Annotated in this window: 19 protein-coding genes; 14 read left to right on the plus strand and 5 right to left on the minus strand. The window is 72.0% G+C overall.

Annotated features, from left to right (window positions below):
- The first annotated feature begins 57 nt into the window (after positions 1-57).
- Positions 58-708, plus strand: coding sequence for a DJ-1/PfpI family protein (locus tag IEZ01_RS00185; RefSeq protein ID WP_019890639.1), 651 nt, complete (start codon positions 58-60; stop codon positions 706-708).
- Here IEZ01_RS00185 and IEZ01_RS00190 read toward each other — a convergent pair.
- Complete coding sequence (locus IEZ01_RS00190; protein WP_189199194.1) at positions 696-1,433, minus strand: enoyl-CoA hydratase/isomerase family protein; 738 nt, start codon at positions 1,431-1,433, stop codon at positions 696-698. The genes IEZ01_RS00185 and IEZ01_RS00190 overlap by 13 nt on opposite strands.
- 72 nt (positions 1,434-1,505) lie before the next feature.
- On the opposite strand from IEZ01_RS00190, the gene IEZ01_RS00195 reads away from it, so the two are divergent.
- Together IEZ01_RS00195 and IEZ01_RS00200 are read left to right on the plus strand one after the other, a co-directional pair.
- The gene (locus tag IEZ01_RS00195; protein WP_019890642.1) at positions 1,506-2,123 is read left to right on the plus strand and encodes an HdeD family acid-resistance protein; all 618 of its coding nucleotides are present in this window, start codon (positions 1,506-1,508) and stop codon (positions 2,121-2,123) included.
- A 130-nt stretch (positions 2,124-2,253) separates the two neighbouring features.
- Positions 2,254-2,739 (plus strand): ATP-binding protein, encoded by a 486-nt coding sequence (locus IEZ01_RS00200; protein ID WP_019890643.1) that lies wholly within the window; start codon positions 2,254-2,256, stop codon positions 2,737-2,739.
- Here IEZ01_RS00200 and idi read toward each other — a convergent pair.
- The 4 genes from idi to galE all read right to left on the minus strand — a co-directional run bounded on the left by idi (position 2,714) and on the right by galE (position 7,089).
- Positions 2,714-3,328, minus strand: a complete 615-nt coding sequence (gene idi / locus IEZ01_RS00205; RefSeq protein ID WP_028798168.1) for an isopentenyl-diphosphate Delta-isomerase — start codon at positions 3,326-3,328, stop codon at positions 2,714-2,716. The two genes, IEZ01_RS00200 and idi, sit on opposite strands and share 26 nt — an antisense overlap.
- Before the next feature lie 132 nt (positions 3,329-3,460).
- The gene (locus IEZ01_RS00210) at positions 3,461-4,750 is read right to left on the minus strand and encodes a bifunctional class I SAM-dependent methyltransferase/N-acetyltransferase (RefSeq protein WP_189199196.1); all 1,290 of its coding nucleotides are present in this window, start codon (positions 4,748-4,750) and stop codon (positions 3,461-3,463) included.
- A gap of 225 nt (positions 4,751-4,975) precedes the next feature.
- On the minus strand, positions 4,976-5,917 hold the full coding sequence (locus IEZ01_RS00215; protein WP_028798169.1) for a cation diffusion facilitator family transporter: 942 nt from the start codon (positions 5,915-5,917) through the stop codon (positions 4,976-4,978).
- A gap of 179 nt (positions 5,918-6,096) precedes the next feature.
- Positions 6,097-7,089, minus strand: a complete 993-nt coding sequence (gene galE / locus IEZ01_RS00220) for a UDP-glucose 4-epimerase GalE (protein ID WP_189199198.1) — start codon at positions 7,087-7,089, stop codon at positions 6,097-6,099.
- A gap of 282 nt (positions 7,090-7,371) precedes the next feature.
- Between galE and IEZ01_RS00225 the strand changes: the two genes are divergently transcribed.
- From IEZ01_RS00225 to IEZ01_RS00275, 11 genes are all read left to right on the plus strand, one after another.
- A complete protein-coding gene (locus tag IEZ01_RS00225; RefSeq protein ID WP_028798171.1) occupies positions 7,372-9,156 on the plus strand; it encodes a DUF5941 domain-containing protein in 1,785 nt (594 codons plus the stop codon).
- Entirely contained in the window at positions 9,153-9,902 is a 750-nt protein-coding gene (locus IEZ01_RS00230; protein WP_019890651.1) for a phosphocholine cytidylyltransferase family protein, read from the plus strand. The genes IEZ01_RS00225 and IEZ01_RS00230 overlap by 4 nt, the downstream gene beginning before the upstream one ends.
- Positions 9,890-10,951, plus strand: a complete 1,062-nt coding sequence (locus IEZ01_RS00235; protein WP_019890653.1) for an iron-containing alcohol dehydrogenase family protein — start codon at positions 9,890-9,892, stop codon at positions 10,949-10,951. The genes IEZ01_RS00230 and IEZ01_RS00235 overlap by 13 nt, the downstream gene beginning before the upstream one ends.
- Positions 10,929-11,708 (plus strand): CDP-alcohol phosphatidyltransferase family protein, encoded by a 780-nt coding sequence (locus IEZ01_RS00240; protein ID WP_052185836.1) that lies wholly within the window; start codon positions 10,929-10,931, stop codon positions 11,706-11,708. Before IEZ01_RS00235 ends, IEZ01_RS00240 begins: the two co-directional genes overlap by 23 nt.
- A gap of 8 nt (positions 11,709-11,716) precedes the next feature.
- Positions 11,717-12,589, plus strand: a complete 873-nt coding sequence (locus tag IEZ01_RS00245) for a glycosyltransferase family 2 protein (protein WP_019890656.1) — start codon at positions 11,717-11,719, stop codon at positions 12,587-12,589.
- A 103-nt stretch (positions 12,590-12,692) separates the two neighbouring features.
- The gene (locus tag IEZ01_RS00250; protein ID WP_028798172.1) at positions 12,693-13,622 is read left to right on the plus strand and encodes an ABC transporter permease; all 930 of its coding nucleotides are present in this window, start codon (positions 12,693-12,695) and stop codon (positions 13,620-13,622) included.
- The gene (locus IEZ01_RS00255; protein ID WP_019890658.1) at positions 13,615-14,388 is read left to right on the plus strand and encodes an ABC transporter ATP-binding protein; all 774 of its coding nucleotides are present in this window, start codon (positions 13,615-13,617) and stop codon (positions 14,386-14,388) included. Before IEZ01_RS00250 ends, IEZ01_RS00255 begins: the two co-directional genes overlap by 8 nt.
- Before the next feature lie 386 nt (positions 14,389-14,774).
- Complete coding sequence (hpnC, locus tag IEZ01_RS00260; protein WP_189199200.1) at positions 14,775-15,689, plus strand: squalene synthase HpnC; 915 nt, start codon at positions 14,775-14,777, stop codon at positions 15,687-15,689.
- The gene (hpnD, locus tag IEZ01_RS00265; RefSeq protein ID WP_019890660.1) at positions 15,686-16,636 is read left to right on the plus strand and encodes a presqualene diphosphate synthase HpnD; all 951 of its coding nucleotides are present in this window, start codon (positions 15,686-15,688) and stop codon (positions 16,634-16,636) included. The genes hpnC and hpnD overlap by 4 nt, the downstream gene beginning before the upstream one ends.
- Before the next feature lie 85 nt (positions 16,637-16,721).
- On the plus strand, positions 16,722-18,107 hold the full coding sequence (gene hpnE, locus IEZ01_RS00270; protein ID WP_019890661.1) for a hydroxysqualene dehydroxylase HpnE: 1,386 nt from the start codon (positions 16,722-16,724) through the stop codon (positions 18,105-18,107).
- Positions 18,104-19,204: a polyprenyl synthetase family protein gene (locus IEZ01_RS00275; RefSeq protein ID WP_189199202.1), complete on the plus strand. Its 1,101-nt coding sequence runs from the start codon at positions 18,104-18,106 to the stop codon at positions 19,202-19,204. Before hpnE ends, IEZ01_RS00275 begins: the two co-directional genes overlap by 4 nt.
- Positions 19,205-19,247 lie beyond the last annotated feature (43 nt).

The following is a 19,247-nucleotide window of genomic DNA, read 5'->3' on the forward strand; positions in this document are numbered from 1 at the left end:
ACCGACCGCCCGGGCTCAGCCCACCCCCACACCCGCCCCAACGAAAGGGACCCTGGCATGCAGATCGCCGTCCTCCTCTACGACGACTTCACCGTCCTCGACGCCGTCGGCGCCTACGAGCTGCTCGGGCGGCTGCCCGGCGCCGAGACCGTGTTCGTCGCCAAGGAGACCGGGCCCGTCCGGGGTGACCAGCGCAGTCTTGCCCTGGTCGCCGACAAGACCCTGGCCGAGGTGCCGCACCCCGACATCGTGCTGGTGCCCGGCGGCCCGGGCACCTGGCCGGCCATGGCGGACGAGGAGATCCTCGCCTGGCTCCGCGAGGCCGACGCCACCAGCACCTGGACGACGTCGGTGTGCACCGGCTCGCTCGTCCTCGCCGCCGCGGGGCTGCTCAAGGGCCGCCGGGCCACCTGCCACTGGCTCTCGCTGGAGGAGCTCGCCGCCAAGGGCACCGAGGCGACCGGTGAGCGGGTGGTCTTCGACGGCAAGTACGTCACGGCCGCCGGTGTCTCCTCCGGCATCGACATGGCGTTGCACCTGCTGGGCCGGATCGCCGGTGACCGGACCGCCCAGATCGTGCAGCTGCTGACCGAGTACGACCCGCAGCCGCCGTACGACGCGGGCTCGCCGGAGAAGGCCCCGGCCGAAGTGGTGGCGTACTGGCGCGAGCTGGCCCAGCAGTCGGCGGAGGCGCTTCAGACGTCGTAGGTGAAGCGCGGCGCCCTGCGCTCCAGGAAGGCGGCGACCCCCTCCGCGGTGTCGCCGCTGCCGCGCGCCCGCTCCGCCCAGTGCGCGTCCCGGTCGGTGCGGCCGTCCGCGAACTCCTTCGCCGCGGCCTGCGTCAGCAGCGAACGCGCGACCAGGACGCGGGTGAACTCCGCGACCCTGCCGACCAGTTCGCCGGCCGGGAGTACTTCGTCCACCAGACCGGTGCGCAGCGCCCGGCCGGTGTCGATCAACTCGCCGGAGAAGAGGAGGTACTTGGCGGCGGACGGGCCGACCAGCGCCACCAGGCGGCGGGTAGAAGAGGACGGGTAGACGATGCCGAGCTTGGCCGGGGTGATCCCGAACAGCGCGCCCTCCTCGGCGAACCGCAGGTCACAGGCGGCGGCCAGCTGGCTGCCGCCGCCCACGCAGTAGCCGCGTACGGCGGCGAGGGTCGGCTTGGGGAAGCCGGCCAGCGCCTCCTCGGCCCGGACGGCGAGGGCCTGCTGCTCGTCGCCGGGCTCCCGTAGCGTCGAGATGTCGGCCCCGGCGCAGAAGGTGGGGCCGGCACCGGTCAGGACCAGAGCCCGTACCGCCCGGTCGCCGGCGAGCGTGCCGAGGAGCGGCGGCAGCGCCCGCCACATGTCCGCGGTCATGGCGTTGCGCTTGGCGGGGTTGTTGATGACGACCGTGGCGACGCCGTCCGCGACACTGTGCTCCAACTGCATGCGCCGGATGCTATCGGGGCAGGTCGACCGTACGATCGGAAGGGTCACAGGGGGGCTCGCGAGGAGGCGCGCATGCCCGACCCGACCATGGATCCGGCCCGCGAGGGCAGGCGGCTGAGCCGCAGCTTCGGCTGGCTCGCCCTGCTCGGCGGGGTTCTCGTCGTCGCCGGGCTCGTCGGCCTCGTCTACACCGGTGTCGCCACGCTCACCTCCATGTGGCTCTTCGGCTGGCTGCTGCTGGTCGGCGGCCTGGTCGGCCTCCTGCACGCGGTGCAGAACCGCGGCAGCAGCTTCTTCTGGCTCGGTGTGGTGGTCGCCGCGCTCAACCTCGCGGCGGGTGTCGTCGTGCTGCGCCATCCAGAGGGCACGGCCGAGGCGCTGACCATGTTCGCGGCGCTGCTCTTCCTCACCGGCGGGGTGTTCCGGCTGGTCGGCAGTGTGGTGGTGCGCGGACCGCAGTTCGGCTGGACGCTGCTGCAGGGCGCCTTCGGTCTGCTGCTCGGGCTGCTCGTGCTCTTCGACTGGCCGCACAGCAGCGTCTATGTGCTGGGCACCTTCTTCTCACTGGCACTGCTCTTCGACGGACTCGGTCTGCTGGCCACCGGCATCGGGGGTCGTCGTATCGTCAGCCTGGTCGCCGACAAGACCTCGAAGCCATCAGACGAAGAACAGGAACAGTCGCAGGACTGACTGCGCCATACGTGTTCGATCAGAAGGCGTCGATAAGTGTCGACTTCTGGTCAGTGGCCCGGTCCGGACCAGCTCATTCCCAAGACTCGATTCCGTGGCGACAATCGAGCACGAGGGTGGGAGCCGGACTATGGAGAGCCGCGGGAGCATCCCCGCCCGGCCACCTTCGTACGAAGGGGTCTGGCGCTTCACCGCCCCCGCGGTCGACGTCTCGGTGCCCCAGGCCCGGCACGCCGTACGCGACCTGCTGAACCGTCAGCGCGTCCCCGCCCACGACGACCTCGTCCAGGGGCTGCTGCTGATCGTCTCCGAGCTGGTCACCAACGCCGTGAAACACGCGGCCCTGCTCTCCCCGCAGATCGGGGTCGAGGTGGCGATCGGCCCCGAGTGGATCCGCGTCTCCGTCGAGGACAACCACCCCTACCGGCCCAAGGCGCTGGAGGCGGACGACGCCCGCACCGGCGGCCGGGGGCTGCTGCTGGTGCGGGAGATCGCCCTGGAGGCGGGCGGGGCGTGCGACGTCGAGCACACCGCGAGCGGCGGAAAGATCATCTGGGCCGCACTGCCCCTGTCACCCCCGGCCTACGGGATCACCAGCCCCCGGCCTGCCCCGTGAGCTCCTTGACCGCCGGACGCGCCGCGTCCAGGACGGTCATGAACCACGCGGAGAACGGCGCGGAGGCATGCCGCTCGGCCAGCTCCTCGGCCGTCACGAACGCGGTCTCCTCCACCTCCTCCGGGTCCGGCCGCAGCGGAGCCTGCACCATCCCCACGAAGAGGTGGTTGAACTCCTGCTCCACCAGCCCCGACGCCGGGTCGGGATGGTTGTAGCGGACCGTGCCCGCCTCGGCGAGCAGCGTCGGCGAGACCCCGAGCTCCTCGTACGTACGCCGGGCGGCCGCCGCGAACGGCGCCTCACCGGGGTAGGGGTGCCCGCAGCAGGTGTTCGACCAGACGCCGGGGGAGTGGTACTTGCCCAGCGCACGCCGCTGCAGCAGCAGCCGCCCGGACTCGTCGAAGAGGAACACGGAGAACGCCCGGTGCAGCTGCCCGGGTGCCTGGTGGGCGGCGAGCTTCTCCGCCGTTCCGATGGTGTTGCCGTCCTCGTCGACCAGTTCGAGCATGATCGACGGATCGGCCCCGTTCGACGGCTGCGTTCCGTTCGACGACGAGCTGTGTGCCACGGGGGCTGGTGTGGTCGGCATACCCATCCTTCGCATCGGTCCTCGGCCCTGTCGGGCCATCTCAGTCTGCCGCACAAAACCGGCTTGTCCGTACTTGGCCTGCCGGGCATGTCCCCCCCGCGCCGCGCCGGAGCGCGGCGCGGGGGAACCCGGTCAGACCCCGAAGGCCGCCGGATAGGTGATCGTTCCCGTGGGCAGTGGCCCGGAACCACGCCCCGCCACGTCGAGCGGGAGCGCCATCATGGCCTCGTCCGGGACCTCGAACGGCGCCAGGATGCCGAAGCGGGACGCCGGAGTGAAGCCGAACCTCGGGTAGTAGTCCGGATGTCCGAGCACCAGCACCAGCCGCTCACCGGCGAGCCGCGCCGCGTCCAGGACGGCCCGGACCACCGCCTGTCCGGCACCGGTGCGCTGATGGGCCGGGGCCACCGAGACCGGCGCCAGCGCCGCCGCCGGAGCCCCGTCCACCCAACACCGGGTGATCAGGGCGTACGCGGCGACCGTGCCGTCTGGGGGTCCCCCCACGCCGCAGGGCGTAGGGGGAGCCTCCGCCACGTACGAAAGCCCGGGCAGCCAGGCCGACTCGTCGGCGCGCAGGGCGTCGACCAGCGTGGCCTCCTCCGGCGTCGGGAAGGCGGCCGCGTTGACCAGGCGTACGGCGCCGATGTCCGCGACCGTCTCCGGACGGGTGCGCCACCTCTCGTCGGCGCGGCGCAGCACATAACCGGTGTAGCCGTACTCGGTGCCGTGGTCACGGCGCACGGCGATCTCCGCGCGGGTCGCGGCGAGCGCCTCGGCCATGCCGGGCGCCGCCGGGTCGGCGGCATCGGCCCGCGCGCCGAGCGGACCGTAGTACTCCTCCCAGTCGGACTCCGGCTGCCCCACCACCCCGAGGACGTGGTAGCCGGCGGCGACCGCCGCCGCGGTGTTCTCGGCGGTCGTGCGCAGGGAGTAGTGCGCGTCCCAGAACGCGCGGACCTCCGGCCCCGGGTCGGGGACGGTCCACTCGCACTCGGTGACCACGAGGATCCCGCCGGGTGCGAGCAGCCGGCGCCAGGAGCGCAGGGCGGTGTCGAAACCGATCGAGTAGGCCGAGCTCTCCGCCCAGACGAGGTCGAAGGACCCGTCCTCGTAGGGCAGTTCGCCCATGTCGGCGTTGACGGCGGTGACGGCGTCACCGAGCCCGCGATCGGCGGCGGCCCGCCGCAGTTCGTCGAGGAACGGCTCGTGCAGATCCACCGCCGTCACCCGCGCACCGGCCTCCTCGGCGAGCAGCAGCGCGCTGCGGCCCGGGCCGCAGCCCAGGTCGAGGACGCGCGGCCGCTGCGGCAGGGGGCCCGCGAGCGAGAGCAGACGGCGGGTGGTGTCGTCGGAACCGGGACCCTGCCGCGGAAGACCGTGGTGCAGGGTGAAGAAAGCGTGTACGGAAGCGTTGTCGGACAACGTGGGAAACCCTTGGGTGAAGCGGGCCCCGGCCGACGTGCCGAAGTCAGGTCAGCCGGAGACCCGGAAGCCGAAGTCGATGCTGATCCGGGCGCTGCGCTGGGCAGCTTTCACCGCGACGGTCATCAACCTCAGCTCCTCTCACACCACGTCACACGTCATACGTCACACGGGCGTACGACTTTGTCAGCCTAACAGCGGCAGATGCCGGGTGAGCGGCGGCCGTCAGTGGCAGAGCTTCGCCTCGTGCGCGGCATGACCGCTCGGCTCCAGCTGGAAGGTGCAGTGCTCCACGTCGAAGTGGTCGCCGAGGCAGCCCTGGAGGTCGTGGAGCAGCTTCTCGTGCCCGACGGAGTCCAGCACCTCCTGGGCCACGACCACGTGCGCGGAGAGCACCGGCATCCCGGAGGTGATGGTCCAGGCGTGCAGGTCGTGGATGTCCTCCACGCCGGGCAGCGCCAGTATGTGGGCCCGTACCTCCGCCATGTCCACGCCCTTGGGCGCCGCCTCCAGGAGCACGTCCAGCGTCTCGCGCAGCAGCTTGAGCGTGCGCGGCACGATCATCAGGCCGATCACCAGCGAGGCGATCGGGTCCGCCGCCTGCCAGCCGGTGGCCAGGATGATCCCGGCCGCGACCAGGACCGTCACCGAACCCAGCGCGTCCGCCAGCACCTCCAGATAGGCGCCGCGCACATTGAGGCTCTCCTTCTGGCCCTTCACCAGCAGCGAGAGGGAGACCATGTTGGCGACCAGGCCCACGAGCGCGAACACGATGGCCACACCGCCCTTGGTCTCGGCCGGTTCGATGAACCGCTGGACGGCCTCGAACAGCACATAGCCACCGACGCCGAGCAGCAGCAGACAGTTGGCGAGCGCGGCGAGGATCTCGGCGCGGGCGAAGCCGAAGGTGCGGTTCCCGCTCGGGGGCCGGTTGGCGAAGTGGATCGCCAGCAGGGCCATCGCGAGGCCGACCGCGTCCGTCGCCATGTGCGCGGCGTCGGCGATCAGGGCCAGGGAGTCGGCGACGATGCCGCCGACGATCTCGACGACCATCACGGACAGCGTGATCGACAGTGCGATCCGCAGCCGCACCTTGTAGGCATTGGCGGCGGTGCCGGTGGGCACCGGCCCGCCGTGTGTATGCCCGTGGTCGTGCCCAGCCCCCATGAGGCGCCTCCTGGTCGACGGAAAAAATCTCCTACGGCCAACGAGTGAACTACGGGTGGGGGGTATGCGCAAGCCGACGTTGAACACCGTTGTCATATGCTCTGACCTGCGGTTATGTCCTCCGGTGTGCCTTCGGTCGATGTCCTGCGGCGTGTCCGCAGGTCAGAGCCCCGGAACGATCAGGCGGGGGCGGTGTGACCGTGGGAGGCCCGGTGCAGACACCAGCCCTCCCACGCCGACTCCACCATCTCGCGCACCCCGCGCGAGGCGGTCCAGCCGAGCTCCTCGGCGGTCTTGTCCACGGACGCCACCGCCCGCGCCGCGTCACCCGGGCGCCGCGGGGACACCACCGGCGCGTGCCGGCTCCCGGTGACCTCGGTCACCAGATCGCCGAGCTCCCGCACCGACACCCCGTCACCGCGGCCGATGTTCAGCGTCAGATCGCCCGCCCCGGACCGCTCGGCCAGCCGCCGCGCCGTCGCCAGATGCGCCTCGGCGAGATCGGCGACATGGATGTAGTCCCGGACGCAGGTGCCGTCCGGCGTCGGATAGTCCGCGCCGAAGATCCGCGGCGCCTCACCACGGGTGATCCGGTCGAAGTACATCGGGATGATGTTGAACACCCCGGTGTCCGCCAGCTCCGGGCGCCCCGCGCCCGCCACGTTGAAGTACCGCAGACAGGCCGTCGCGATGCCATGCGCCTGGCCCGTCGCCCGGACCAGCCACTCGCCGGCCAGCTTCGTCTCCCCGTAGGGGTTGATCGGCGCCGCCGGGGTGTCCTCGGTGATCAGCTCCACGTCCGGGACGCCGTAGACCGCCGCCGAGGAGGAGAAGAGGAACCGCTCGACCCCGGCCGCCGCCACCGCTTCGAGCAGCAGGGTCAACCCGTGCACGTTCTCCCGGTAGTACCGCAGCGGCTGCGCCACGGACTCACCCACCTGCTTCTTCGCCGCGAGATGCACCACACCGCTCACCTCGTGAGCGGCGAGCGTCCGCGCGACCAGCTCCTGGTCGGCGATCGAGCCGTGGACGAGCGGCACACCGGCCGGCAGCCGCCCGGACACCCCGGTCGACAGATCGTCGAGCACGACGACCTGCTCACCGGCCTCCGCCATGGCCCATGCCACATGGGCCCCGATGTAGCCGGCCCCGCCCGTGATCAGCCAAGTCATGCCCGTCAGCATACGGGGCGGCCCGTCGCGGACGCCGGGCCTCCGGGGGCCCGCCCTGGGGGCGGGTTTGGAGCGCGAGGCGGTGATCAACGATGATGATCCCTCCGGTTCCCGGGCCGCCGCCGCGTCCGCGGTCCCGGTGAACGGGTGGGGCCGCGGACCGGAAAACCTCGGTGAACTCGACCTTCCGTTCATCCGATAGCCTCAGCCGACGCGCCGCCGCCCGGACCGTGGGCCGAGCCGCCGTGGACCAGCCCTGTCAGCTCCAAGGAGTGAGTTCCTCTGTCGACCGCCATCCTCACCGGTCCGCCGGTACCCGGATCGCCGCTCGAAGGGGATCTGCGGTCGCTGGGCTTCGACGTCAAGGTCGCCTACGGCCCCTGGGAGATCGCCACCCTCCTCGCCGCCGTCCCCGCCGACCAGCGCGTCGCCGTCGTGGACCCCCGCTTCGTCGGCCACCGCCACACCCTGCGCCTGGCCCTCACCGACCCCCGCTTCCCCGCCGCCCGCGCCAGCGGCGCGGTGACCGCGCAGCCCGAGGCGCGCCCCGCGCTCACCCGCGCGCTCGCCGGCGCCCCAGCCACCGGCTGGCCCCACCCCGCGGACACCCTCGCCGAGGCGCTCGCCGCCGACGGCGTCGCCGTGCACCGCCCCGAGCTCGGCTCGCTCGTCGCCGCCGTGCCCGAGGACGCCGCCGACCGCGCCCGGGCCACCGCCGCCACCGCCGCCGTCGACGACGAGGCCGTCCGGCTGCGCTCCGCCGTCAAGGCCCACGACGGCTTCTTCACCACCTTCTTCATCAGCCCGTACTCGCGCTACATCGCCCGCTGGTGCGCGCGCCGCGGACTGACCCCCAACCAGGTCACCACCGCCTCGCTGATCACCGCGCTGGTCGCGGCCGGCGCCGCGGCCACCGGCACCCGCGGCGGCTACGTCGCCGCCGGCATCCTGCTCCTGGTCTCCTTCGTCCTGGACTGCACCGACGGGCAGCTCGCCCGCTACGCGCTGAAGTACTCCACGATGGGGGCCTGGCTCGACGCCACCTTCGACCGGGCCAAGGAGTACGCCTTCTACGCGGGCCTCGCCCTCGGCGCCGCACGCACCGGCGACGACGTCTGGGCCCTGGCGCTCGGCGCCATGGTCCTGATGACCTGCCGCCACGTCGTGGACTTCTCCTTCAACGAGGCCAACCACGACGCCACCGCCAACACCAGCCCCACCGCCGCCCTCTCCGACCGGCTCGACAGCAAGGGCTGGACGGTCTGGGCACGCCGCATGATCGTGCTCCCGATCGGTGAGCGCTGGGCGATGATCGCCGTCCTCACCGCCGTGACCACGCCCCGCGTCGTCTTCTACGCGCTGCTGATCGGCTGCGCCTTCGCCGCCTGCTACACCACCGCCGGCCGCGTCCTGCGTTCGGTGACCCGCAAGGCCCGCCGCACCGACCGGGCCGCCCAGGCCCTGGCCGACCTCGCCGACTCCGGCCCGCTCGCCGAGCTCACCGCCCGCCTGCTGCGCCGGCTGCCCCGGCCGCCCGCGCCGCTGGTCGCCGCCGCGGCCGCCGCCCTGATGGCGGCCGTCGCCTGGACGCAGCCCTTCGGCAGCGCCTGGACCGTCGGCGCCGCCGCCGGCTACGCGGTCCTGTCGGGTCTCGCCGTCGCCAGGCCGCTCAAGGGCGCCCTGGACTGGCTCGTCCCCCCCTTCCTGCGCGCCGCCGAATACGGCACGGTGCTGCTGCTCGCCGCCAAGGCGGACGTCCCCGGGGCGCTGCCCGCGGCCTACGGCCTGGTCGCGGCCGTCGCCTACCATCACTACGACACGGTGTACCGCATCCGCGGGGGCACCGGCGCGCCGCCCGCGTGGCTGGTGCGGACGATCGGCGGCCACGAAGGCCGGACGCTCGCGGTGGCGGTCCTCGCCGCCGTGCTGTCCCCGCGCGAGGACCACTTCACCCTCGGGCTCGTCGCCTGCGCCGTGGCCGTGGCGCTCGTGGTGCTCGCGGAGTCCATCCGCTTCTGGGTGTCCTCCGGAGCACCCGCCGTACACGACGAAGGAGAACCCGCATGATCGGCCTCGTACTGGCAGCCGGTGCCGGACGGCGTCTGCGCCCCTACACCGACACGCTCCCGAAGGCCCTCGTGCCGGTGGATCCCGCCGGAGACGGTTCGACCACCGTCCTCGACCTCACCCTCGGCAACTTCGCCGAGATCGGCCTCACCGAGGCCGCCGTCGTCGTCGGCTACCGCAAGGAGGCCGTGTACGCGCGCAAGGAGGAGCTGGAGGCGAAGTACGGCCTCACGCTCACCCTCATCGACAACGACAAGGCCGAGGAGTGGAACAACGCCTACTCCCTGTGGTGCGCCCGTGAGGTCCTGAAGCGGGGCGTCATCCTCGCCAACGGCGACACCGTCCACCCGGTCTCCGTCGAGCGCAGCCTGCTCGCCGCCCGCGGCGAGGGCCGGAAGATCATCCTCGCCCTCGACACGGTCAAGCACCTCGCCGACGAGGAGATGAAGGTCATCACCGCCGACGGCCAGGGCGTGCGCCGCATCACCAAGCTGATGGACCCGGCCTCCGCCACCGGCGAGTACATCGGTGTCACCCTCATCGAGCCCGAGGCCGCCGAGGAGCTCGCGGACGCGCTGAAGACCACCTTCGAGCGCGACCCCGACCTCTACTACGAGGACGGCTACCAGGAGCTCGTGAACCGGGGCTTCCAGATCGACGTGGCGCCCATCGGCGACGTCAAGTGGGTCGAGATCGACAACCACGACGACCTCGCGAAGGGCCGTGAGATCGCGTGCCTGTACTGACCCGGCTCATTCCGTCCCCGGTCGTCGTCGACATCAGCCGCGGCGCCATGGACGATCTGGCCGGCCTCCTGGCCGACCAGCGGATCTCCGCGTCCGGCAAGCTCGCCTTCGCCATCAGCGGCGGCTCGGGACAGAAGCTGCGCGAGAAGCTCGCGCCCGACCTGCCCGGCGCCGACTGGTACGAGGTCTGCGACGGCACCCTCGACTCCGCCGTCAAGCTCGCCGACGACATAAAGGGCAAGCGCTACGACGCCGTGGTCGGCCTCGGCGGCGGCAAGATCATCGACGTGGCGAAGTACGCCGCCGCGCGCGTCGGTCTGCCCATGGCGGCCGTCGCCACCAACCTCTCCCACGACGGCCTGTGCTCGCCGGTGTCCATCCTGGACAACGACAACGGCCGCGGCTCCTACGGTGTGCCCACCCCGATCGCGATGGTCATCGACCTCGACGTGATCCGGGACGCCCCGGCCCGCTTCGTCCGCTCCGGCATCGGCGACGCCATCTCCAACATCTCGGCCATCGCCGACTGGGAGCTGTCGCACGAGATCACCGGAGAGCCGGTCGACGGCCTGGCCGCCGCCATGGCCCGCACCGCCGGCGAATCCGTGCTGCGCCACCCCGGCGGCGTCGGCGACGACGACTTCATCACCGTCCTCGCCGAGGGACTGGTCCTCTCCGGCATCGCCATGTCGATCTCCGGCGACTCCCGGCCCTCGTCCGGCGCCTGCCACGAGATCAGCCACGCCTTCGACCTGCTCTACCCGAAGCGGGCGGCCAGCCACGGCGAACAGGTCGGCATCGGCGCCGCGTTCGCCATGCACCTGCGCGGCGCGAGCGAGCAGTCGGGACTCTTCACCGAGGTGCTGCGCCGGCACGGCCTGCCGGTGCTGCCCGAGGAGATCGGCTTCACCGTCGAGGAGTTCGTCCGCGCCGTCGCGTACGCCCCCCAGACCAGGCCCGGCCGCTTCACCATCCTCGAGCACCTCGACCTCTCCACCGACCAGATCAGGGACGCGTACGCCGACTATGCCAAGACCATCCGTAGCTGAACTCCGCCCGGTCGTGCACCCGGCGGGTGTGAAGGACCGGCGCAGCGGAGAGCACTGGGGCGGCCGCCTGTACATGCGCGAGATCTCTCTGCGCATCACTCGCCTCCTGGTCACCACCAAGGTCACGCCGAACCAGCTGACCTATGTGATGACCCTCTGCGGCGTCCTCGCGGCCCCCGCCCTGCTCGTGCCGGGAATCTGGGGAGCCGTCCTCGGCGTCGTGGCGGTCCAGCTCTACCTGCTGCTCGACTGCGTCGACGGCGAGGTCGCCCGCTGGAAGAAGCAGTTCTCCCTCGGCGGCGTGTACCTGGACCGGGTCGGCGCCTACCTGTGCGACGCGGCGGTCCTGGTGGGCTTCGGCCTGCGCGCGGCCGACCTGTGGGGTCCCGGCCGGATCGACTGGCTCTGGGCCTTCCTCGGCACCCTCGCCGCACTCGGCGCCATCCTGATCAAGGCCGAGACGGACCTGGTCGGGGTCGCCCGGCACCAGGGCGGACTCCCGCCGGTCAAGGAGGCGGCCTCCGAGCCGCGCTCCTCGGGCATGGCGCTGGCCCGCCGGGCCGCCGCCGCGCTCAAGTTCCACCGGCTGATCCTCGGGATCGAGGCGTCCCTGCTGATCCTGGTCCTCGCCATCGTCGACCAGGCCCGGGGCGACCTGTTCTTCTCGCGGCTCGGTGTCGCCGTCCTCGCGGGCATCGCCCTGCTCCAGACCGTGCTGCACCTGGTCTCCATCCTCGTCTCCAGCAGGCTGAGGTGAGCCGCGCCATGAAGCTCGGTGCCGTCATCATCACCATGGGCAACCGCCCCGACGACCTGCTGGCCCTGATCGACTCGGTCGCCAAGCAGGACGGCGAGCCGGTCGAGGTCGTGGTCGTGGGCCAGGGCGTCCCGGTGACCGGCGTCCCCGACTGGGTACGCACCGTCGAGCTGCCGGAGAACCTCGGCATCCCGGGCGGCCGCAACGTCGGCGTCGAGGCCTTCGGCCCCGGCGGCACCGACGTCGACGCTCTGCTCTTCCTCGACGACGACGGCCTGCTCCCGCGGACCGACACCGCCGAACTGGTCCGCGAGGCGTTCGCCGGCGACCCGAAACTGGGCATCATCAGCTTCCGGATCGCCGACCCGGAGACCGGGCAGACCCAGCGCCGGCACGTGCCGCGGCTGCGCGCCTCGGACCCGATGCGCTCCTCGCGGGTGACCACCTTCCTCGGCGGCGCCAACGCCGTACGCACCGCGGTCCTCGCCGAGGTCGGCCCGCTGCCGGCCGAGTTCTTCTACGCGCACGAGGAGACCGATCTCGCCTGGCGGGCGCTGGACGCCGGCTGGATGATCGACTACCGCTCCGACATGGTGCTGTTCCACCCCACCACGGCGCCCTCCCGGCACGCGGTCTACCACCGCATGGTGGCCCGCAACCGGGTCTGGCTCGCCCGCCGCAACCTGCCCGCCCCGCTGGTGCCGGTCTACGTCGGCGTCTGGCTGCTGCTGACGCTGGCCCGGCGCCCCGCGCCCGCCGCGCTCAAGGCCTGGTTCGGCGGTTTCAAGGAGGGCTGGGCCACACCCTGCGGTCCCAGGCGCCCCATGAAGTGGCGTACGGTATGGCGCCTGACCAGACTGGGCCGCCCACCCGTCATCTGACCGGCTCCGGATCTGAGAGCATCGAACCTGGCCTGTGATCCGGCCGCCACACCCGTCCCCGCCGCCCGACCGCCACGCATCTTGAACACGAAAGTTTCAACTTGTGAGTGACACAACCCATGACGGTGCGATCGCGATGAGCGCTCCGCCATCTCCCGACGAGGGCCTGTCCCCGGCGGACCTGGCCGCCAAGTACGGTCTGTCGGTGAGCGGCGCCCGGCCGGGGCTCGTCGAGTACGTCCGCCAGCTGTGGGGACGACGCCACTTCATCCTGGCGTTCTCCCAGGCGAAGCTGACCGCCCAGTACAGCCAGGCCAAGCTCGGCCAGCTGTGGCAGGTGGCCACCCCGCTGCTCAACGCGCTGGTCTACTACCTGATCTTCGGGCTGATCCTGAACGCCAGCCGCGGCATGCCGAAGGAGGTGTACATCCCCTTCCTGGTGACGGGTGTGTTCGTGTTCACCTTCACCCAGAGCTCCGTGATGGCGGGCGTCCGCGCGATCTCCGGCAACCTCGGCCTGGTGCGGGCCCTGCACTTCCCACGGGCCTCGCTGCCGGTCTCCTTCGCGCTCCAGCAGCTCCAGCAGCTGCTGTTCTCGATGATCGTGCTGGTGCTCGTGGCGATCGGCTTCGGCAGCTACCCCTCGCTGAGCTGGATCCTGGTCGTCCCGGCGCTCGCCCTGCAGTTCGTCTTCAACACCGGCCTCGCCCTGATCATGGCGCGGCTCGGCAGCAAGACACCCGACCTCGCCCAGCTGATGCCGTTCATCATGCGTACGTGGATGTACGCGTCCGGGGTGATGTTCTCCATCCCGATCATGCTGCGCGACAAGCCGGCGTGGATCGCGGATGTGCTGATGTACAACCCGGCGGCGGTCTACATGGATCTCGTACGGTTCGCGCTGATCGACGGCTACGGCTCCGAGAACCTGCCCGCGCACGTCTGGCTGGCCGGCCTCGGCTGGTCCGTACTGATCGGCGTCGCCGGCTTCGTCTACTTCTGGAAGGCCGAGGAGAGGTACGGCCGTGGCTGAGACCAGGATCCCCACCGTCATCGCCGACGACGTCCACATCGTCTACCGGGTCAACGGCGCCGCCGGCGGCAAGGGCAGCGCGACCGCCGCCCTCAGCCGCATGGTCGGCCGCGGCAAGGGCGAGCCGCGGGGCGTGCGCAAGGTGCACGCCGTACGCGGTGTCTCCTTCACCGCGTACCGCGGCGAGGCCATCGGCCTCATCGGCACCAACGGCTCCGGCAAGTCGACCCTGCTGCGGGCCATCGCCGGACTGCTGCCCACCGAGAGCGGCAAGGTCTACACCGACGGCCAGCCCTCGCTGCTCGGCGTCAACGCCGCGCTGATGGGCGACCTCACCGGTGAGCGCAACGTGATCCTCGGCGGCCTCGCCATGGGCATGTCCCGTGAGGAGATCCGCGAGCGCTATCAGGACATCGTCGACTTCTCCGGCATCAACGAGAAGGGTGACTTCATCACCCTGCCCATGCGGACGTACTCCTCCGGCATGGGCGCCCGGCTGCGGTTCTCCATCGCGGCGGCCAAGAACCACGACGTCCTGATGATCGACGAGGCGCTGGCCACCGGCGACCGCAAGTTCCAGATCCGCTCCGAGGAGCGCATCCGTGAGCTGCGCAAGGAGGCCGGCACGGTCTTCCTGGTCACCCACAGCAACAAGTCGATCAAGGACACCTGCGACCGCGTGCTGTGGCTGGAGAAGGGCGAGCTCCTCATGGACGGCCCGACCGACGAGGTCCTCAAGGCCTACGAGCGCGAGACCGGAAAGTAGCCCCGCGGCGCGTGAGGCCCCCGCCGGAGCACTCCGGCGGGGGCCCTCGTCCGTGTCCGCCCCGCCACGCCGCGTCACCTACCGGTCAAGTCCCGGGCGATGCGGGAAGGTTGGTACCGATGACCTGTTCTCACCGGTGTGCTCAACACCCCGACGCGGCAGGAGTCGTTGTACAACGTAAGCTGTACCGGTGCTGATTCGTGGCAAGTGGGGCGATAACCCCTAGGTCTTCCGTCCGCCCGGTGGTCGCTCCACTTGGGGGGACCGGCGGCGTGTCCGAAATAGGATGTATTGGGTCGGCAGTGTAGAACGGGAGATGTGACGGCAATGACGGATAATCTCCAGCTCCGCGAGGGTTCAGCCGTCCCCGCAGCGGGCAGCGCGCAGTGACGGATACCCAGCAGCCGCGCCCCGACGCCGCCGTGCGCGCCACCCTCGACAAGGCCGCGCACGAGAACTTCCCCGTGGCCCCCTTCTTCCTCCCGCGCGCCTGGCGCGACGACCTCATGGCCGTCTACGGCTACGCCCGCCTCGTCGACGACATCGGCGACGGCGACCTCGCCCCCGGCGGCGCCGACGCCCGCCACCTCGGCGTCGACCCCCGCCACGCCGACCCGCTCACCCTGCTCGACGCCTTCGAGACGGACCTCCGGCGTGTCTTCGCCGCCGACGACACCCCGCACCACCCTCTGCTGCGCGCCCTCGTCCCCACCGTGCGCCGCTGCGGGCTGACCCCCGAGCCCTTCCTCGGCCTGATCGCCGCCAACCGCCAGGACCAGCTGGTCAGCCGCTACGAGACCTACGACGACCTGGTCGCCTACTGCGAGCTCTCGGCCAACCCCGTCGGCCGGCTCGTCCTCGGCATCACCGGCACTTCGAGCCCGGAGCGGCTGCGCCACTCCGACGCCATCTGCACGGCCCTGCAGATCGTCGAACACCTCCAGGACGTCGCCGAGGATTTCGGCCGCGACCGTGTCTATCTGCCCGCCGAGGACATGAAGCGTTTCCATGTCACCGAGGCCGACCTGGCCCGGCCCACCGGGGGCGCGTCGGTGCGCGCGCTGGTCGCCTTCGAGGCCGAACGCGCCCGGAACCTGTTGAATGAGGGCACACCGCTGGTGGGTAGCGTCCACGGCAGGCTGCGTCTGCTGCTCGCGGGGTTCGTGGCCGGAGGGCACGCCGCCCTCGACGCCGTCGCCGCCGCCGGACACGACGTACTGCCCAGGCCTCCCAAGCCCACCAAGCCGAGGCTGATGCGCCGCGCGGGAGCCGTCCTGCGACAAGCGCGGAGAGAGGGGTGAGCCGGACCGTGGAGGGACAGACGGACATGACCGCGCCGGTCCAGGCCGCGTACAGCTACTGCGAGGCCGTCACCGGCGCACAGGCGCGCAACTTCGCGTACGGGATCCGGCTGCTGCCCACCGAGAAGCGGCAGGCCATGTCGGCGCTGTACGCCTTCTCGCGCCGGGTCGACGACATCGGCGACGGCGCGCTCGCCATGGACGCCAAGCACGACCGGCTCGAATCCACCCGCGGTCTCCTCGACCGGATCCGGCGGGGCGCCGTCGACGAGGACGACACCGACCCCGTCGCCGTCGCCCTCGCGGACGCCGCCCGCCGCTTCCCCATCCCGCTCGACGGCCTCGACGAACTCATCGACGGCGTCCTCATGGACGTACACGGCGAGACCTACGAGACCTGGGACGACCTCAAGGTGTACTGCCGGTGTGTCGCCGGCGCGATCGGCCGGCTCTCCCTCGGCGTGTTCGGCACCCAGCCCGGCGCGCCGGGCGCGGAGCGCGCCGCAGAGTACGCCGACACCCTCGGCCTCGCCCTCCAGCTGACGAACATCCTGCGGGACGTCCGCGAGGACGCCGCGAGCGGCCGTGTCTACCTGCCGGGTGACGATCTCGCCAAATTCGGCTGCTCCGACGGCTTCCGCACCGCCACCCCCGCCCCCGGCGCCGACTTCACCGGCCTCGTCCACTTCGAAGTGCGCCGCGCCCGGGCCCTGTTCGCCGAGGGCTACCGCCTGCTGCCCATGCTCGACCGGCGCAGCGGCGCCTGCGTCGCCGCGATGGCCGGGATCTACCGCCGCCTGCTCGACCGCATCGAACGCGACCCGGAGGCGGTCCTGCGCGGCCGCGTCTCACTGCCGGGCCGGGAGAAGGCGTACGTGGCGGTGCGCGGCCTGTCCGGCCTGGACGCCCGCACGATGTCCCGCCAGACGATCAGGAGGCGCGGCTGATGCTCCCCATCCCCGTCCCCCCGGCCCGGGCAACCCGGATCCCCGGCGGCGCGTCCCTCACTGCGACGGTCAGAGAGGAGACCGCATGAGCGCGCCCGTGGCGGAGCAGCACGCCGTCGTCGTCGGCGGCGGGCTCGCCGGCATCACCGCCGCACTGCGGCTCGCCGACTGCGGCGTACGGGTCACCCTCCTCGAAGGCCGGCCCCGGCTCGGCGGGCTCGCCTTCTCCTTCCGGCGCGGTGAGCTCACCGTCGACAACGGCCAGCACGTCTACCTGCGCTGCTGCACCGCCTACCGCTGGTTCCTCGACCGCGTCGACGGCGCCGCCCTCGCCCCGCTCCAGGACCGCCTCGACGTACCCGTCCTCGACGTCGCCCACCCCCGCGGCCCCCGCCTCGGCCGGCTGCGCCGCACCGCGCTGCCCGTACCCCTGCACCTGGGCCGCAGCCTCGCCGCCTACCCGCACCTGTCGCTCACCGAACGCGCCGCCGTCGCCCGCGCCGCGCTCGCCCTGAGGAAGCTCGACCCGGCCGACCCCGCCCTCGACGGCATCGACTTCGCCACCTGGCTCGGCCGCCACGGCCAGTCCGCCCGCGCCGTCGAAGCCCTGTGGGACCTCATCGGTGTCGCCACCCTCAACGCCCCCGCCCCGCACGCCTCCATGGGCCTGGCCGCCATGGTCTTCAAGACCGCGCTCCTCACCGAGCCCGGCGCCGCCGACATCGGCTGGGCCCACGTCCCGCTCGGCGAACTCCACGACACCCGCGCCCGCAAGGCCCTCGACTCCGCCGGCGTCCGCACCGCCCTGCGCACCAAAGCCACCCGTATCTCCCGTACCGACGACGGCCGTTGGACGGTGGACGTACCCGGCGAGCAGCTCACCGCCGACCAGGTCGTCCTGGCCGTACCGCAGCGCGAGACGCACGACCTGCTGCCCGACGGCGCCCTCGACGACCCCGGCAGCCTCCTCGACATCGGCACCGCGCCGATCCTCAACCTCCATGTCGTCTACGACCGCACGGTGCTGCGGCAGCCCTTCTTCACCGCCCTCGGCTCCCCGGTGCAGTGGGTCTTCGACCGCACCGACAGCTCCGGCCTGAAGGGCGGCGGCCAGTACCTCGCGGTCTCCCAGTCCGCCGCGCAGAACGAGATCGACACGCCCGTCGCCGAGCTGCGCGCCCGCTATCTCCCCGAGCTGGAACGGCTGTTGCCCGCCGCGCGCGGCGCCGGCGTACGGGACTTCTTCGTCACCCGGGAGCGGACAGCGACGTTCGCCCCCACCCCGGGCGTCGGCCGGCTCCGCCCCGGCGCCCGGACCCGCGCACCCGGCCTCCACCTGGCCGGCACGTGGACCGCCACCGGCTGGCCCGCGACCATGGAGGGCGCCGTACGCAGCGGCTTCACCGCCGCGGCCGCCGCGCTCACCGCACTCGGCCGCCCCCACGAACATCCGCTCAAGGAGGCGGCATGAGCCTGATCACTGGAACTAGAGGAGAGACCGTGCCGACTGTGCCCCCGGTGAATCCGGCCGTCGACACCGCCGACGTCACCACGCTGCTGGAGCGCGGCCGTGCGCTGGCCACGCCCGTGCTCCGGGCCGCCGTCGACCGGCTCGCGGCGCCCATGGACACCGTCGCGGCCTACCACTTCGGCTGGATCGACGCCCAGGGCAACCCCGCCGACGGCGACGGCGGCAAGGCCGTCCGCCCGGCGCTCGCCCTGCTCTCCGCCGAGGCCGCCGGAGCCGCCCCCGAGGTCGGCATCCCGGGCGCCGTCGCCGTCGAGCTGGTGCACAACTTCTCGCTCCTGCACGACGACCTCATGGACGGCGACGAGCAGCGCCGCCACCGCGACACCGTCTGGAAGGTGCACGGCCCCGCCCAGGCCATCCTCGTCGGCGACGCGCTCTTCGCCCTCGCCAACGAGGTCCTGCTGGAGCTCGGCACCGTCGAGGCCGGCCGCGCCACCCGCAGGCTCACCACCGCCACCCGCAAGCTGATCGACGGCCAGGCCCAGGACATCTCCTACGAGCACCGCGAGACGGTCACCGTCGAGGAGTGCCTGGAGATGGAGGGCAACAAGACCGGCGCCCTGCTCGCCTGCGCCGTCTCCATCGGTGCGGTCCTCGGCGGCGCCGACGACCGCACCGCCGACAAGCTGGAGGAGTACGGCTACCACCTCGGCCTCGCTTTCCAGGCCGTCGACGACCTCCTCGGCATCTGGGGCGACCCCGAGTCCACCGGCAAGCAGACCTGGAGCGACCTGCGCCAGCGCAAGAAGTCCCTGCCGGTGGTCGCCGCGCTCGCCGCCGGCGGACCGGCCTCCCGGCGCCTCGCGGAACTGCTCGCCGCCGACGCCAAGAGCCAGGACTTCGCCAGCTTCTCCGAGGAGGAGTTCGCCACCCGCGCCGCCCTCATCGAGGAGGCCGGCGGCCGCGCCTGGACCTCCGAGGAGGCCCGCCGCCAGCACGCCGTCGCCCTCGCCGCCCTCGAAGAGGTCGACATGCCGCACCGCGTACGGGCGCAGCTGTCCGCGCTCGCCGACTTCGTCGTCGTACGGAAGAGATGATCACGATCACCCTCATATGAGTTCGCAGTCGCCGGCCGGTGCC

The organism is Streptomyces purpureus (assembly GCF_014648195.1).
GTDB lineage: Bacteria > Actinomycetota > Actinomycetes > Streptomycetales > Streptomycetaceae > Streptomyces > Streptomyces purpureus.

Coding starts and splice junctions, on each gene's coding strand:
- IEZ01_RS00185 (WP_019890639.1), top strand. CDS start 58: ATGCAGATCGCCGTCCTCCTCTACGACGACTTCACCGTCCTCGACGCC.
- IEZ01_RS00190 (WP_189199194.1), bottom strand. CDS start 1,433: ATGCAGTTGGAGCACAGTGTCGCGGACGGCGTCGCCACGGTCGTCATC.
- IEZ01_RS00195 (WP_019890642.1), top strand. CDS start 1,506: ATGCCCGACCCGACCATGGATCCGGCCCGCGAGGGCAGGCGGCTGAGC.
- IEZ01_RS00200 (WP_019890643.1), top strand. CDS start 2,254: ATGGAGAGCCGCGGGAGCATCCCCGCCCGGCCACCTTCGTACGAAGGG.
- idi (WP_028798168.1), bottom strand. CDS start 3,328: ATGCCGACCACACCAGCCCCCGTGGCACACAGCTCGTCGTCGAACGGA.
- IEZ01_RS00215 (WP_028798169.1), bottom strand. CDS start 5,917: ATGGGGGCTGGGCACGACCACGGGCATACACACGGCGGGCCGGTGCCC.
- galE (WP_189199198.1), bottom strand. CDS start 7,089: ATGACTTGGCTGATCACGGGCGGGGCCGGCTACATCGGGGCCCATGTG.
- IEZ01_RS00230 (WP_019890651.1), top strand. CDS start 9,153: ATGATCGGCCTCGTACTGGCAGCCGGTGCCGGACGGCGTCTGCGCCCC.
- IEZ01_RS00240 (WP_052185836.1), top strand. CDS start 10,929: ATGCCAAGACCATCCGTAGCTGAACTCCGCCCGGTCGTGCACCCGGCG.
- IEZ01_RS00245 (WP_019890656.1), top strand. CDS start 11,717: ATGAAGCTCGGTGCCGTCATCATCACCATGGGCAACCGCCCCGACGAC.
- hpnE (WP_019890661.1), top strand. CDS start 16,722: ATGAGCGCGCCCGTGGCGGAGCAGCACGCCGTCGTCGTCGGCGGCGGG.
- IEZ01_RS00275 (WP_189199202.1), top strand. CDS start 18,104: ATGAGCCTGATCACTGGAACTAGAGGAGAGACCGTGCCGACTGTGCCC.